Source organism: Rheinheimera sp. (assembly GCF_030824435.1).
Taxonomy (GTDB): Bacteria; Pseudomonadota; Gammaproteobacteria; order Enterobacterales; family Alteromonadaceae; genus Pararheinheimera.
The window spans coordinates 1-16665 of sequence record NZ_JAVBXS010000033.1 but is presented as its reverse complement, the minus strand read 5'-3'; the positions used below and the strand labels follow the sequence as shown (position 1 = coordinate 16665).

Below are 16665 nucleotides of genomic sequence, written 5' to 3'. Positions count from 1 at the left end.
GTTGTGCTGCTGGCGTTTATTTCAGCATAAATGATGTTTTATGTGTGCTAGTGCACCAAGACTGTGTTCCACTGAGTTTTAGAATAAGCGAAGCGCCTTGTGCCGTTATCGACGGTGGGATTGCGCGCTAAGCTGCAGCAGGGGGAAGTTATGGATGCAAAAAAATTAATTGCAATACTGTTATTGGTTGGCGGCGCGCTGGCGCTGGCTTATGGCGGTTTTAGTTACACCAAAGACAGCACAGCCTTGCAGCTTGGCAGTATTGAAGTGTCTGTTGAAGAAACCAAAAGAGTGAATGTGCCGATGTGGGCTGGTGTCGCAGCCATGCTGGTTGGCGGTTTATTGTTGGTTGCCGGCCGTAAAAGTTGAGAATAGGCCTATGTCTGATCGGTCGTTGCTCGTCGTTTTTCAGGAGCTCAGGTTGTTAGTTTGAACTGCAAAAGTAAAATGACAAACAACAGTTAAAGTGTCTGTGTCAGTCAGGTGCTGATGACTCTTTAGACCATAAAACCAGCAACAATAAGGCAGCATGGTGCAGTTTTATTGTTGCTGGGCCCTGGTAAATACAAACTCCGGCTTTAATCGAGAATAATGTGGGGTAAAAAGCGTGAGCTGTCTTTGGTGATCAAAGAGTTATCTTCACGAATACCAATGCCTGCCGCATTGTCTCCCACCAGCCAGGAGCCAATTAAAGTGTAACTCTGGTCAAATTTAGGCAAAGCATAAAACTCCTGCCGGATAAAACCAGCGTCGGTATAAGGGCCGTCCACCACCAGTTTGTTGCCTTGTGGGTCTATCAGCTCAATATTGGCGCCTTCACGCGAATACAAAGGTTTACGCACCCAACCAGAACGTAACGACGCTTCACCCGGGCTTTCAAAAAAGCTTGGCAGCAGGTTCGGGTGATTCGGGAATTTTTGCCATAACAGCGGCAATATGCCTTTGTTGGACAACAACATTTTCCAGGCAGGTTCCAGCCACTGGGTGTCTGAAGTTAATAAATGCTGGCCAAATTCTTCACGCAGCATAAATTCCCATGGGTACAGCTTAAACATAGCCTGCACCGGAAAATCATCGTTATCCACCAGTTGGCCGTTGATTTCACCCAGCTGTTCCAGCGCTAAAAAACGCCCGTCGATGCCTGCCTGAGTGGCAATATCCAGCAGATAATTGACTGTGCCTTTGTCTTCAATATTGTCGCCAACACAGCTGAAATAACAGGGTTGGCGCAGCGGCATTGTGGCAAAAGCCTGCTCCAGCTTGTCCTGCAACGAATTAAACTGGTCGGCGCCTTGTGGCAGCTGGCCGCGGGTCATTTGATCTTCCAGCCACACCCACTGAAAAAAGCCGGTTTCAAATAACGAAGTTGGCGTGTCGTAATTCAGCTCCAGCAATTTAGCCGGGCCTTTGCCGTGGTAGGCTAAATCTAAGCGGCCATATAAATGCGGCTGCGCTGTACGCCAGGACTGTGCCAGCCAGTCCCAATATTGTTCAGGTACTTCCAATAGCCGTAATTTTTGTTCGTCAGCCAGAATATCCGGCAGCAGCGACAAGGCCATCTGGTGCAACTCTTCGGTCGGCGCTTCAATATCCTGTTCAATCTGCTCCAGGCTGAACTGGTAATAAGCGCTTTCGTCCCAATAAGCTTCACCGTCAAAAGTGTGAAAATCAAAACCGACACTTTCGGCATATTGGCGCCAGCCTGGTCTTTCGTTAATCGCAACTTTTTTCATCAGTGCTTAACCACCACTGCTCATTGACGACTGACGTTGTTGTGCCTGAGCACCAAAACCACCACGACGTACCATAGTGCCGGCTTTTGGCTGCATTTTGGATGGCAATACCGAAACAGGGCCAGACTGACGTGCCACAGGCTGATTGCTGGCGGTGCGGTAAGTGCTCATGTCATCACGGGATTTATACAAAGGCTGAGTTGGCACCGGCTGTTTTGACATGCTCTGTCCACCGCGGTTTAACATCTGGCCTGCTAAAAAACCCATCATCATCGGCATAAAAAAGCCAGAGCTGGCTTGTTGTTGCTGGGCCGGTGCAGCAGGGTCCGTTGCTGTGCTGTTGTTTTGTGCCAGAGTGGCCACAGGCGCTTCACATTGACCAGTACCAAAGTCGGCTTCACATTCAGCCTGACTTTGATATTTAGGTGCAACCTGACTATGCAGCTGCTGCGCTTTGGCAAATTCAGCCTGACATTCAGCAGGAGGGTTGTAATAAGCAGCACATTCGTCCGCATTTTGGTACACAGCGGTTTCTACCGGCTCTTCGCTGCTGCAACCGGCCATTAATAAAGTGGCGGTAGGCACCATTAAAATCAACGCTGCTTTTTTACTGCGTTTAAATGATCTGGACATAAAAAAATGCTCCTTAAAACGTCATGCTGGCAGAGTTAATCAAACCAACAGCAATAGAACAGCAAGCGGAAAACACACCGGCAGCAACTTCACCATTGGTAATACGTTGTGGCAACTGACGAATGGTTAGACGTACCACCACAAAAGTCAGACTTTGCACTACCAGTGCAATAGCACCCCAAATGGCGCAGTCTGCCAACGAAATAGAGTGGGTAATAGCGCTGGCCAAAGGCAAGGCAAAACCCAACAAAGCACCACCAAAAGCAATGGCTGCTGCAGTGTTATTTGATTTAATCAAAGCCACTTCATCATGGGGCGTCAGCCAGCTGTAAATTCGGGCAAATAAACCAAGCAGCAAAATAGCGAGGAAAAAGAAACTTAAAAACTCAGGCAAACCGGCAATTGAAGCGAGCAGCGTATCAGACATCAGATCTTCCTTTGATTAAACGGGTGGGTCTGGCGCTATCATCCAGAATTTAACTACAAAAGGCAATTACAGCTGATATTGCTTAGCTTTTGCTAAAGTACGGAAAATCAGCTCAGTCTGTACTAGGCTCAATCTGATGAACGGACTCACGGATATTGATTCGGTGATAACCTGATTGAGGTGAGTTTATGTTAAATCAAATCAAAGTCCGCACCCGCTTGATCGGGTTGTCGGCAATTCCGTTATTACTGCTGATAATCGTCAGCCTGATTTCTGTCTATAACATGCGTATTTTGGCCACTGGGGTCGAGAGTCTGTATCAGGACAGAATAAAACCTTTGCAGCAAATCAAAGTGGTGTCTGATGCTTATGCAGTGACCATTGTTGATACCATGCATAAACACAGAGCTGGTTTGCTCGATATCACAGAGGCCAGCAGTCAGATCCGTTTGGCGGCAGAAACAGCCCAGACCGAATGGCAAGCCTATCATCAAACCAAAATGACCGACAAAGAACTGAGCCTGGTGCAGGCCGCAGATCCCTGGATTGCGAAGTGGCAACAACAGTTGCAGGGTTATTTGTTGGCCATAGCCGATGGTTCTGTGCTGGCGGTGCCCAATGCCGAGTTTCAGCAACAAATGTATGGGGTGGCAGACCCACTCAGTAGTGCGCTGGCAGCGCTGATCCAGCTGCAGCTGGACGAGTCGTTGGCATTTACCAATGAAGCAGATCAAAGGTACAGCAGCACCATGCAATTGTTTTCTGTGCTGATGGTGCTGATGATTGTGGGTTTAACAGTGCTTGCTGTGTTGATTTATCGTTCTATTCAGCGACCGCTGCGGGATTTACGGCAAGTGATCAACGATGTGGGCCAACATTCAGATTTACGGCTGCGGGTAAAAATTACCGGTAATGATGAAATTGCTGAAGCCGCCGAGTCGTTTAATCAGACCATTACCAGAGTGCAGGCCTTTTTTACTGAACTGGGTAATGCGGTGAATATGCTGGCGTCAGCTTCGGAAGAAATGAGCAGTATCAGCGCTCAGGTCAGTGACACTGCCTTTGCGCAAGAACAACAAGCCAACCTGATTGCCACCGCCATTAACCAGATGTCGGCTGCTATTCAGGAAGTGGCGTCCAGTGCTCAGGCCACCTCGGTGCAGGCAGGCGATGCAGATACTAAAACGCAGCAGGGTTATGCCAAAGTGTCGCAAAATGTCAGTTCCATCCGCCAGTTGTCGGATGCTATTGGCAGTGCCAGCAATGTGATTAACGGGCTGAATAACGAAACCGATAAAATTAGTCAGGTGCTTTTGGTGATCCAGAATATTGCCGCCCAGACCAATTTGCTGGCGCTCAATGCGGCCATTGAAGCCGCCAGAGCAGGTGAAGCTGGCCGGGGTTTTGCGGTAGTGGCTGATGAAGTCCGGACCCTGGCCACCAATACACAACAGGCAACAGAGTCTATTCGCAGCATGATTGATAAACTGCAAGGGGCAGCCCGTGAAGCGGTAAATGCCATGACCCAGTCGCAGCAATATGCCGGTGACAGTGTGCAAAATGCCCAACAAGCCGGTGATGTGCTTGAGGAAATCCGTAGTTCGGTCGGCACTATTGTGGATATGAATGTGCAAATTTCGGCAGCTACTGAACAACAAACAGTAGTGGCGGAAGATATTAATAAAAACATCACTGAATTTAGCGGCAGTATCAGTGAAGTCAGCCACAGCGCCCGTCACAGTGCCGAAGCCAGTACGGCACTGGCCGAGCTGGCGGCCAAATTGCGGCTGCAGGCAGCCGCTTATCAGGTGTAATCACAGCGCTGCGTTTTGGCAAAAAAAGCTAAAATGCAGCGTCTTTTGCTGGTGAATCTGTCGCAATAAACTCATAAATTCAGCCTTTTATCGCAGCTGTTGCCCCTTGCATCTGCGCTGGCTGGACATTCAGATCCGATTCACTACACTCGGGCGTTAATTAGCATTATGCCGTTATGCAGGAACACCCGATGAAACAAAAATCTTTATTAGCTTTTAGCATTGCATTGGCTTTTGGTCTGGCCGGTTGTGAACAAGCCAGCAAAACCCCGGAACCAACCCCAGCTACAGTCGCTGCTGTTGCCAGTTTAAAAAGTGGTATTGAACTGACCAATCTGGATACCCAAACCAAACCACAACAAGACTTTTTCCGTTATGTAAACGGCAACTGGTTGGCCAAAACCGAAATTCCGGCTGATAAATCGGTGTGGGGCAGTTTTCATGAATTGCGTAAAGGTGCAGATGAACATGTATTAACGCTGATTAAAGCTGCGGCTGCCAAACCGGCAGATGCAGGCACAGATCAGCAAAAAATTGGTGATTTGTACCGTGCTTATCTGGATACCGCCAAAATTGAAAGCCTGGGCTTAACCCCGCTTCAAGACGAATTGGCTGCTATTGATAAGCTCACGCAACCAGCTGAGCTGGCAGCGTTTTTAGGCCAGTTGCAACAAGAAAGATATGGTTCGCCAGTGGCGCTTTATGTCGGTCAGGATCAAAAAGACTCCACAACATATATTGTTAGTGCCAGCCAGTCGGGCCTGGGTTTACCGGATCGCGACTATTACCTGAAAACCGATGAAAAGTCTGAACAAATCAAAAAGCAATACCAGTGGATGATTGCCAAATTCTGGGAGCTCGCCGGCTGGGCTGAGGGTGGCAAAGCGGCAGAGCAAATTTTTGCACTAGAAAGCAAACTGGCCGAAGCGCAGTGGAGCCGGGTGCAAAACCGCGACCGCAACGCCACTTATAACAAAATGACACCTGCTGAACTCAGCACTTTAGCACCTGGTTTTGACTGGGCAGCTTTTATCAAAGCGGCACAGCTCAATAGCGAAGATGCACTGGTGGTGCGTCAACCTACTTATTTCACCACTTTTGCCAAATTGCAGCAGGAAGTGACGCTGGATGAATGGAAAACTTATCTGAAGTTTCATTTGATCCGAAGTAATGCATCTATGCTGAGCGCCGCTTTTGATCAGACCAGTTTTGATTTTTACGGCCGGGTTTTAAGTGGTTTACAAGAGCAAAAACCGCGGGAAGAACGTGCAGTAGAAGCCATTAACAATGCACTTGGTTTTATGGTTGGCAAAATGTATGTGGAAAAATACTTTAAGCCAGAAGCCAAAGAACGCATGGATCAGCTGATCAAAAACCTGCGGGTGGCTTTTGAACAGTCCATCAACGAACTGGAATGGATGAGCGCCGAAACCAAACTGGCAGCCCAGGAAAAACTGAAAAAGTTTAATACTAAAATTGGTTACCCTGACGTGTGGCGTGACTATAACTGCCTGAGCATCAGCGCTGATGATTTAATTGGCAATATGCAGCGCAGCAGTCAATGTGAATATCAACGCATGATTGGCAAACTGGGTAAACCAGTGGATCGCACTGAATGGGGTATGACACCACAAACTGTGAATGCGTATTACAGCTCAACCATGAACGAAATTGTGTTCCCTGCCGCTATTTTGCAACCACCGTTTTTTAATGTGGAAGCAGATGATGCTGTGAACTACGGCGCTATTGGTGGGGTGATTGGTCATGAAATTACCCATGGTTTTGACGACCAGGGCAGTCGCTCTGACGGTGACGGTAATCTGCGTGACTGGTGGAGCCCGGCCGACGCTGAACAATTCCGTCAGCGTACTCAGCTGATGGTGGAGCAATACAGTGCCTTTAACCCTATTGATGATTTAAAACTGCAGGGGGCTTTAGGTTTAGGTGAAAACATTGCCGATTTAGGTGGTTTAACAGTGGCTTACCGCGCCTACCAGAACTCACTGAATGGCAAAACTGCCCCGGTGATTGATGGTTTTACCGGTGAAAAACGCTTTTTCATCGGTTGGGCCCAGGTGTGGCGCACCAAGTTCCGTGACGAAGCTTTACGTCAGCAAGTGATCACAGGCCCACATTCACCTGGCATGTACCGGGTGTTAGGTGTGCTGTCGAATATGCCGGAATTTTATCAGGCTTATGACGTAAAACCCGGTGATGGCATGTACAGACCTGACGATCAAAGAGTGAAAATCTGGTAACTGAACCCGGAACTGTATCCGGTATAAAACGGAGCCTGTTGGCTCCGTTTTGTTTTCGCTGAAATGGCTTTTGCTTTGATTGGATTTCACTCATGTAACCGCCAGGTCCAGTGCTTTGTCACTGCCTCAGTAATGGCGGCTGACAAAGGTTGGCGCTGTGGCGGCAAGGCCGTATAATCGCCACCATCTTCGGCATTTTTTACAAGGATTTAAGGTTGAAAACTTTGAAGCTTTCGCTGACCGCGGCACTATGTTTATCGGCCTTAGGCCTTCATGGTCAGGCTGTTGCAGGCTGGTGGATTGAAGCGGATGATTTGGCTTTACGCTCAGATATTCAGCTGCTGGCTGATGTCGGCATTATTCAGCAACCTGTCACCACTTTCCCGTTAATGTGGCAGGCGGTGATACAGGACGTGCAGGCCGCCGATCAACAAACACTGAGCCCACAGATGGCGGAAGTAGTGCGCCGGGTAGTGGCCGCTTATATGCGTGATAAAAGGCCAAGTCAGGCTCGTATCAGCCTCTCTGGCGAAACCGAACAACCGCAGTTTGTGCGTTTTGGTGATACCTTGCGTGACGAAGCCCAGCTTGGGCTGCAATACAGTTACCACAACGAAAATCTCAGTGGCCGGCTGCAAGTCAGCAAAGTGCATGCGCCCATCGACGGGCAACGCACCCGGCTGGATGGCAGTTATGCAGCGGTCAAAGCGTGGAACTGGGTAGTGACTGTTGGCGCTTTGGAAAAATACTGGGGCCCAAGCTGGGACGCCAGCACTATTGTCAGCACTAATGCCCGGCCTGTTGCCGGTATTAGCTTCAGCCGTCATTCCAGCGCAGCCGCAGCAGATGACTGGTTACCAGCCTGGACTTTTACCACCAGCTTTGGTCAGCTCAGCGAGCGAGCTGAAGTGTCTTCAGCAAAATTATGGCAAGCCAGATTAGGCACTAAACCTTTACCGTCGCTGGATGTAGGTTTTAGCTGGGTGATGCAATATGGCGGTGATGGTTATGGCAATGGCTTAAACGACTGGTTTAACGCACTTTTTGATGGCGGGTCGCTGGAAGGCACCGAAAATATGCTGGCCGGTTATGATGCACGCTGGTCAACAAACGTATTGGAAAGACCTGTTGGTTTTTATTTCAGCGCTACTGCAGAAGATTTTAACAGCAAAAAACTAGCGTTATATAAAGTGGTGTATCAACTGGGCGCCGATGTGTTTTTGTCGTCCATCGACAGCCGCATTTATGCTGAGTTTGTCGATACCACTATAGATTGTAGTGATGACCGCGACTGGAACTGCATGTATGAACATAGTGTGCATCATGACGGTTATCGTCGTTATGGCCGTAACTTTGGCTCGCCTTACGACAACGACAGCCGCGCTTTTAACTTAGGTATTTTGACGCAACTGGACATTAACACGCATTGGCATAACAAAATTGCCGCTTTGCAGCTAAACATTGACGGTGGTCGGGTTGATTTGCCATCCCAATGGACCCAAACCCAGTTACCGGCACGCAATGTGTTGTTATGGCGAACCGAGCAGCAGTGGCGTGAAGATTCTGATCAACTGAAGTGGGGGTTGGAATTTAGCCGCACCACTTATAAAGCCAGCAACAGCAGTGACTGGCAGACCGAACTTTTCCTGCAATGGCAAAGGTTATTCTGAAGTCTGGTTGATGTTATCAAGGGTCACTGTGGTGGCCCTTTTTTATTTATCCGGCAGCTAAGCTTGGTACACAAAAAGCTATCAGAAGGGTAAATAACCCAGGTCAGCTTCGCTGCTGCACCAGCCGCTGGTTTGAATAAATCCGGCAATCAGCCGTCAAAGTGGCGATCTGTTGTAGTGTCGGTCAGTGCAGATGTTGTGAACGCAAAAACTGGCAAAACTGCATACGTATGCAATTCTGCCTGGCCGATATTCATCTTCCTGCGTTATTTTATGCCACAACAAGCGACAGACAACTGCTGCTGTCGACGCACCAAGTTAGTGCTTTTTTTCCGACGCTCAGCCCATGCCTTTTATTGATGTTGCAGACTTGTAGCTACAGTTGGTGGTTTTTGTCTGAATCAACATTGGTTTTTCGTTGATGCAACGGCATTTTTCTGAACTAAAGCTATGCTGAACAAGCAGATGTGGCAACTAGCTTGCACCCGGTTTGGGCAAAGGCCTGACCAGGCGCACTAAAGTCGTGCGTTTGCTTTGGTATGAATACGTATTCATGTTGTGTAGTTCAGGTAATCCACATAGAAATAGCAAGGTTGTCATACTTCATACCGGTTGGTGTGGAGCGAACAACCTAAAAATCAGAAACACCACACCGGGGATGAAGGGCATGAAACACTATAAATTAAGTTTACTGACGCTCGCTCTGGCGACCGCTTTTGGTACTGCACACGCAGCACAAGAGACCACTGACGCCAGCAAAAAATTATCACCAACAGAAGCACGTGAAAAAGCCAAAGCTGATGCTGCTGTTGAAGTTATCGAAATTAAAGGTTTCCGTCGTTCTGTTGTTGAATCAATCAACACCAAACGTTTTTCAACCAACGTGGTTGAATCTATTTCTGCTGAAGACATTGGTAAACTGCCGGATTCCAGTATCGCCGAATCTATTTCACGCCTGCCGGGTCTGACGTCACAACGTCTGGACGGTCGTGCCAGCCGCGTCAGTATCCGCGGTTTTGGTGAAAACGAAAGTGCCACTACTTTTAACGGCCGTGAGCAGGTCTCTATCGGTGATAACCGTGGTGTGGAATTTGACCTGTACCCTTCAGAAATTATGAGCGGCGTGACCGTTTATAAAACACCAAACGCGACGCTGGAAGCTGAAGGTATTGCCGGTGTGATCGACATGCAAACGGTGAAGCCATTAAGCCGTGAGCGCACTATCCAATTTAACGGCCAATACGAAATGACCAGTTTTGATAAGCTGAACCCGGACGGTAACGATGCCGGTGGCCGTGGTACTTTTTCTTATATCGATAAGTTTGCCAACGACACCATTGGCGTTGCTTTTGCTTATTCCAAAATGAGCTCGCCAAACCAGGAAAAACGTTGGAATGCCTGGGGTTATCCTGATTTCAGCGTAGATGGTAAAAACTACTCAGTGTTAGGTGGCGCCAAGCCGTTTGTGCGTTCTTCTACTTTGGATCGCGACTCAGCCATGCTGGTGGTGGAAGCGGCACCAAACGACAAACTGAAAATGACCTTTGATGCCTTGTACGTTGATTTTACCGATGAAAAAATTCTGCGTGGTATCGAAATTCCATTTGCCTGGGGTTATAACCGCGGCAGCACTGCGCTGGCTGTAGATCCGGCCACCGGTTTTATCACTAAAGCTCAGGTGTCTGATGAATACCTGGTGGTGCGTAATGACCTGGAAAACCGCGACGCCAAGTTAAATGCGTTTGGTTTTAATCTTGATTACAACCTGAACGATGACTGGACCTTAAATTTTGACGCCAGCCACTCTTCAGTTGAACGGGAAATCTGGTCTTTTGAAAGTTATGCCGGTACCGGCCGTGGTGACAAACTGGGTGTGGGTGATGATCTGACTTATGAATTTAAGTCTGGCAACTCTGGCGCCATTTTTACACCAAGCCTGAACTACGCTGATTACAACCTGATTCAACTGGGTGGCCCACGTAGCTGGGGCTGGAGTACAGCGTTGAACCAGAAATACGGTGTGATTGGCAATGAACTGTACGAAAACACTGCGCAAGACGGTTTTATCAATGCGCCTACAGTAGATGACGAGCTGAACGCCTTTAAACTGGCAGCAACTCAGGTGCTGGAAGATGCCGGCATTCTGACCAAAATGCATTATGGCGCTTCTTATAAGAGCCGTGAAAAAGACAAAAAGTCTGAAGGTTATTTCATGACGCTGAAACAGTTCCCAGCCACTGTTGTGGTGCCGGAACAATATCGTATGGGTACAGTGAATCTGGACTTTATCGGTATGGGCAATATGATCGCCTACAACTCAGGTGCTATGCTGGCTGACGGTTATTATGACTTGTTGGCGGAAAGCCTGACCAACCAAAGCCATTCATTTAAAACCTGGACCGTCAGCGAAGATGTAACAGCTTTATATACTCAGGCTGATCTGGAAGCTGAGCTGGGCGATATTCCGGTGACAGGTAGTGTTGGCCTGCGTTATATCAAAACCGAACAAAGTTCTCAGGGCACAGCTTTTGGTTCTGTGAATGGTTTGATTGTGTCGTCACCAACTAATGTTGAGCACAGCTACAACCACCTGTTACCAAGCCTGAACCTGATTTTTGATGTTGCTGAAGATCAGTCAGTACGTTTTGGTGCAGCAAAAACATTGTCACGTCCACGTCTGGATGAGATGAATGCTTCTGTTGGTGCCAGCTACAGCCAGCAGCCGGACAACAATGGTAACTTCTGGAGTGTCAACGGTGGTAACCCACTGCTGGAGCCAAAAGAAGCTTTGGGTCTGGATTTATCTTATGAAAACTACTTCAGCGAAGATGGTTATTTTTCTATCGCTTATTTCTGGAAAGATCTGAATGAGTGGATCTTCGACGGTAAATATGAAGTTGATTTAGTGGGTGTAGCCAACCCAAGCACAGGTGAAGTACCACCAACTTCAACTGCAACAGGTTCGGGTAAAGTAAACGGTGGTGGTGGTACCTTACAGGGTACTGAATTTGCCGTGACCTTACCGCTGAACACTTTTAGTGATGTGCTGGAAGGTTTTGGTGTGATCACCAGCTACACCATCGTTGATCAGGATATTAAAGATCCAAATGGCAACCCTTATGAGCTGCCAGGTCTGTCAAAAGAAATCATCTCTGCTACAGCGTTTTTTGAACGTAACGGCTTCCAGGCCCGCGTCAGTGCGCGTAAACGTGGTGATTTTAAAGGCGACGTTTATGGTATCGGCTTTGATACCCAGCAAGTGGACATCCAGGGTGAAACCATTGTTGATGCGCAAATTGGCTTTGACTTTGGTGAAGCGGGTTATAAAAACCTGGAAGGTTTGTCTATTTTCCTGCAAGGTCAGAACCTGACAGAAGAGCCTTTTGTGTCTACTCAGGGTGATGCGCTGAAAGTGCGTGACTATCAGGACTACGGCAGTACTTATCTGCTTGGTTTCAGCTATAAGCTGTAATAGTAGTTGTTGATAAAAGCCCCGGTTCGCTGGGGCTTTTTTTATCAATAGCTTTCACTTTTTTGCTTTTGTCTTTATTTATACCCGGCCAGCACAACACCGGATAAACCGGTTCAGGAGTGATGATGCTGCAACATAAAACGTTTAAAGATGTGGTCATTCTGGGCGGCGGTACTGCAGGCTGGATCACCGCTTCGTTACTGGTGAAATTGTTAGGCAAGTCCATCCGGATCCAGCTGGTGGAGTCTGATGATATTGGTATTGTTGGGGTTGGCGAAGCCACAATTCCACCCATCCTGACTTTTAATGCCGCTTTGGGCATAGATGAAAAAACTTTTGTCCGCGAAACCAAAGCCACCATCAAGCTTGGTATTCAGTTTGAAAACTGGCGCAAAACTGGCGACAGCTACATGCATGCTTTTGGCAGCATAGGCAAAGAATTTCCGTCCTGTAATTTTCATCATTTTTGGTTACGCAGCCAGCAACTGAACATGGGTTATGATTTTTGGGACTTTTCATTAGGTTATCAGGCAGCAAAACAACATACATTTGCGCATCTGGACCGGATTGAAGGGGTCAATCTGCCGGGTTTGTCTTACGCCTATCATTTTGATGCGGGTTTATACGCCGCTTTTTTGCGTAAATTCAGCGAAAGTCTGGGGGTGCAGCGTATTGAAGGCAAAGTTGCCGACGTGGTACTGGATGAGCTCAGTGGTGATGTTAAAACGCTGATCCTGGCGTCGGGGCAACAAATCAGTGGCGATTTATTTATCGATTGCAGCGGTTTACATAGTTTGCTGATAGATAAAACCTTAAATACCGGTTTTGAAGACTGGTCGCATTGGCTACCGGCCGACACTGCATTGGCTGTGCCTTGTGCTTCAGTGGATCCTATCACCCCATATACCCGCTCTATCGCCCATGCCAAAGGCTGGCAGTGGCGTATTCCGCTACAACATCGTATTGGCAATGGTTTTGTGTATTCCAGTAAATATTGTTCAGATGAAGAAGCCAAAGCAACATTGTTGGCCAATCTGGACGGAGCACCTTTGGCAGAACCCAGAAAAATCTCCTTCCGCACAGGACGGCGTTTAAAACAATGGCACCGCAATGTGGTTAGCATCGGCTTATCCAGTGGTTTTCTTGAGCCGCTGGAGTCCACCAGTATTCATCTGATCCAATCCGGTGTGTTGCGGTTGATTAAGTTTTTCCCAAACCATGGCATCAGTGATGCGGAGCGGGATGAATATAACCGTCAGTCTAAAGTTGAGTTTGAACAAATCCGCGACTTTATTATTTTGCATTACAAACTCAATGAACGCAGCGACAGCAAATATTGGCAGGACTGTGCCCGCATGGACATTCCGGATTCTCTGGCGCGTAAAATTGAAGTATTCCGTCATTCAGGCCGGGTATTCCGGGAGCAGGACGAACTGTTTGCGGAAATTGCCTGGCAGCAGGTGATGATGGGGCAAGGGTTGTTGCCGCAGGATTACCATCCGATGGTGGATGCGCTGAGTAAAGAGCAGTTGCAGGAACTCTTGGGCAACTTAAAAGCCATTATGCAGGTCACGGCCAGCCGGATGCCGCCGCATCAGGACTTTCTCAGTTTTTGTCTGACCCCCTAGCCGGAGCCTTGGCATGCACAAAATTTTTCCTGCGCTAAGCCTGCTGACAATGATGGTTGCAGCGCCCTTGTTGGCGGAGTCTTATTTACAGCGCCCGTCACCCGACTGGCGCGACCAGGTAATTTATTTTGTGTTAACCGACCGGTTTGCCGATGGTAATCCGGCCAATAATGACCAGGGCGCGGGCGAATTTAATCCGGCAAGCTCGGCCCATTACAGCGGCGGCGATTTAGCTGGTATCAAAAGTAAACTGGATTATATTCAAAATCTTGGTGCTACAGCTCTTTGGTTAACGCCGCCAGTTGCCAATCAATGGTGGAGCCAAAAAGTACAATATGGCGGTTATCATGGTTATTGGGCCACCGACTTTATGGCGGTGGATGCCCACCTTGGCACCTTAAAGGATTACCAGCAGTTATCTGCCGCATTGCACCAGCGCAATATGTACCTTATTCAGGATATTGTGCTGAACCATACCGGCAACTTTTTTGGTTATAGCGGCCCTTATGATGCCAAAGACACAGCTAAAAACTTTGAGTTGTATGAAAAAGGCCATCAAGCCGCCCCCAGCCAGCCGCCATTTCATTTAATCAACAGGCTGGACCCGGAAGCTGCCAAAGCCAATATCTACCATTGGACTCCGCCTATTCAGGACCCTACTGTGCCCGGCCAGGAATTTAGCTATCAATTGGCCAATCTGGCCGATTTAAATACCAGCAACCCTCAGGTGCGCACAGCGCTGAAACAAAGTTACCGTTTTTGGCTGGAGCAGGTGGGGGTGGATGCGTTTCGCATCGACACGGCCAAATATGTAGAACACGACTTCTGGTTTGATTTTTTGCATGCAGCTGACGGCATCAAAGCCAAAGCGCAGGAGTTAGGTAAACAGCATTTTTTCACTTTTGGTGAAGTGTTTGATGCGTCCAAAGCTTTTGACAATGACGGTGAGCAAAAACTAAAAGCCTTTTTAGGCAGCAACAATAAACCTGAGCTGGATGCGGTGATTGCCTTTCCGCTGTATTTTGAGATTAACGCTGTACTGGCCGAAGGCCGGCCACCGGCGCAGTTAGGCTACCGGCTGGCAGAACATACCAAGTTTCCAAAACCACATCTGACGCCCACTTTTTTAAATAACCACGACACCAAAAGGTTTTTAGCGGCCGGTAGTGTGGATGCTTTTATTCAGGCTTATGCGCTGCTGTTTAGCATTCCCGGTATTCCGGTAATTTATCAGGGGGATGAGCAGTTATTAGAACAGAGCCGTCAGGCGATGTTTGCCGGTGGTTTTGGCACAACAAAAGACCAGTTTCAGCAAAATAGCCTGATGTACCAAAAAATCCAGAGTCTGGCAAAGCTCAGGCGTGAACATAAGGTTTTAAGCCGTGGCGACTGGTCGTTATTGCAAGCCGATAACACAGCGCCAGGCGTACTGGCTTATCAGATGGCATTAACGCCAAAAGAAAAGTTGTTATTGCCCAAAAGTACAAAAGCACCAACAGAACAAATAGTGGTGCTGATCAATACCGCCGACAGGCCGGTGTTATTGGCCAATTTGCAGTTGCCTGCCCAGTTATCTGCTAAGCGCGCAGTGCCAAAACAGCAAAACCGCTGGCAAGTTTTATGGCAACACCAGACTGATATCAGCAGTATCAACCCTGACGCTGCTGGCCGCTTAACTTTATTATTACCAGCCCGCGCAGTGTTAGTATTGGCGCCTGAAGCTGAGCAACAGCTAACACAAAAAGCCAGCTCAGCTTTAACAACACCACTGCTATTTCAGCTGCAAAGGCCGTTTTGTTCAGCGGGTTGTACCAAGGATTTTCAGCTGCAAGGCCGGGTGAATAAGCCAGATCTGGCTTTACAGTTGGTCAAAAACGGTGAAGTTTTGCCCCAGGTGCAGCGCAGTGATCAACAAGGCAACTTCACTTTTCAGGTAAACGTGCAGGATTTAGGTGAACAACAAAACCAGCTGGCGGTTTATGCTGCGGATTTACAGCAGGTGAGCGACAGCCTGCATTATCAAAGCCGGATCACCGAAGCAAGGTGGCACACCACAACGCAGGATGCGGCCAACGACGATCATGGCCCAAGCGGCAGCTACCAACAGCCACAGCAGCAACATTCACAACAACAACTGGATATCAGGGCTGTGGAGGCCAAAGCCGCTGGCGCCAATCTGGAGCTGAAAATCCAGATGGCACAAATCAGCCAGTTCTGGGCGCCGGCCAATGGTTTTGACAACGTGCATTTTGCTATTTTTTTCCATCTGCCCAAGGCTGACAATTTGCCATCAGCTCAGGCTTTGCCAGGCCTGAACAGTCAAATGCCACAAGGCAAAAACTGGCAACTTGGCCATTTTATGTTTGGCTGGGGTAATTCAGTGTTTAACGCCAAAAATGCCACAGCCTTAAACACAGGGGACAAACTTGGTGCAGCACCACAACTTGAGGTGGATGCTAAAGCCGGAGTCATCATAGTGCGATATCAGGGGCAGGCGCTTGGCGTCAGCAACTGGGCCGGAGCCGGTATTTACATTTCTACCTGGGATAAAACCGGTGAAGGGTTGTTGCGATCCATAGCACCCGAACCTTCACCCTGGAATTTTTCCGGCGCGCCATCTAATGCACCAAAAGTGCTGGATGATATCTGGCTGGAGTTAACGGCAGTGAAAACAAAATAACAGCAAACACAAAGCGGAAAAAGCGGTTTTGGCAGGGGAAGATCCGGCTGATCAAAGCGGATCTTCAATAGCAAATATGCAGGAGTCAGGCGTTTTTTTCGCCGCTAAAGTGCTGTCGTCATTAAAAATTCATCTCAGCCTGTTGAAATTCACTATGACGCTGCTTTTTTTTCGGGCAAATCAAAATAAAATCCTGTATATTATCGCCCTATTTTCAAACCCTAGCTTATTGAGATGACTATGTCAGCAGATTTATCGTTATACAGAAACATTGGTATCTTCGCCCACGTTGATGCCGGCAAAACCACTACTACCGAACGTATCCTGAAACTGACCGGTAAAATCCATAA

11 protein-coding genes are annotated in these 16665 nt (G+C 48.1%); 8 read left to right on the top strand and 3 right to left on the bottom strand.

Annotation, left to right across the window (positions count from 1 at the left end):
- Positions 1 to 150: 150 nt before the first annotated feature.
- A complete protein-coding gene (locus tag RCH83_RS08415) occupies positions 151 to 369 on the top strand; it encodes a hypothetical protein (protein WP_306520930.1) in 219 nt (72 codons plus the stop codon).
- Between the two features lie 209 nt (positions 370 to 578).
- Here the strand turns inward: RCH83_RS08415 and RCH83_RS08410 are convergent, their stop codons facing one another.
- The 3 genes from RCH83_RS08410 to RCH83_RS08400 are packed head-to-tail and all read right to left on the bottom strand — an operon-like array spanning position 579 to position 2793.
- The gene (locus RCH83_RS08410; protein ID WP_306520928.1) at positions 579 to 1733 is read right to left on the bottom strand and encodes a glutathionylspermidine synthase family protein; all 1155 of its coding nucleotides are present in this window, start codon (positions 1731 to 1733) and stop codon (positions 579 to 581) included.
- A 6-nt stretch (positions 1734 to 1739) separates the two neighbouring features.
- Positions 1740 to 2366, bottom strand: coding sequence for a DUF1190 domain-containing protein (locus tag RCH83_RS08405; protein WP_306520926.1), 627 nt, complete (start codon positions 2364 to 2366; stop codon positions 1740 to 1742).
- 13 nt (positions 2367 to 2379) lie between these two features.
- A complete protein-coding gene (locus tag RCH83_RS08400) occupies positions 2380 to 2793 on the bottom strand; it encodes a DUF350 domain-containing protein (RefSeq protein WP_306520924.1) in 414 nt (137 codons plus the stop codon).
- Positions 2794 to 2981: 188 nt separating this feature from the next.
- Here RCH83_RS08400 and RCH83_RS08395 point away from each other — a divergent pair, with 188 nt between their 5' ends.
- From RCH83_RS08395 to RCH83_RS08365, 7 genes are all read left to right on the top strand, one after another.
- On the top strand, positions 2982 to 4607 hold the full coding sequence (locus RCH83_RS08395; protein WP_306520922.1) for a methyl-accepting chemotaxis protein: 1626 nt from the start codon (positions 2982 to 2984) through the stop codon (positions 4605 to 4607).
- Positions 4608 to 4798: 191 nt separating this feature from the next.
- Positions 4799 to 6865: a M13 family metallopeptidase gene (locus tag RCH83_RS08390; RefSeq protein ID WP_306520920.1), complete on the top strand. Its 2067-nt coding sequence runs from the start codon at positions 4799 to 4801 to the stop codon at positions 6863 to 6865.
- Positions 6866 to 7080: 215 nt separating this feature from the next.
- Entirely contained in the window at positions 7081 to 8535 is a 1455-nt protein-coding gene (locus RCH83_RS08385) for a capsule assembly Wzi family protein (protein WP_306520918.1), read from the top strand.
- A gap of 667 nt (positions 8536 to 9202) precedes the next feature.
- Entirely contained in the window at positions 9203 to 12007 is a 2805-nt protein-coding gene (locus RCH83_RS08380; protein WP_306520916.1) for a TonB-dependent receptor, read from the top strand.
- 125 nt (positions 12008 to 12132) lie between these two features.
- Positions 12133 to 13635: a tryptophan halogenase family protein gene (locus RCH83_RS08375; RefSeq protein WP_306520914.1), complete on the top strand. Its 1503-nt coding sequence runs from the start codon at positions 12133 to 12135 to the stop codon at positions 13633 to 13635.
- Between the two features lie 13 nt (positions 13636 to 13648).
- Positions 13649 to 16315: an alpha-amylase family glycosyl hydrolase gene (locus RCH83_RS08370; RefSeq protein WP_306520912.1), complete on the top strand. Its 2667-nt coding sequence runs from the start codon at positions 13649 to 13651 to the stop codon at positions 16313 to 16315.
- A 240-nt stretch (positions 16316 to 16555) separates the two neighbouring features.
- The coding region (locus tag RCH83_RS08365; protein ID WP_306521012.1) for a GTP-binding protein at positions 16556 to 16665 on the top strand (110 nt) is incomplete at its 3' end.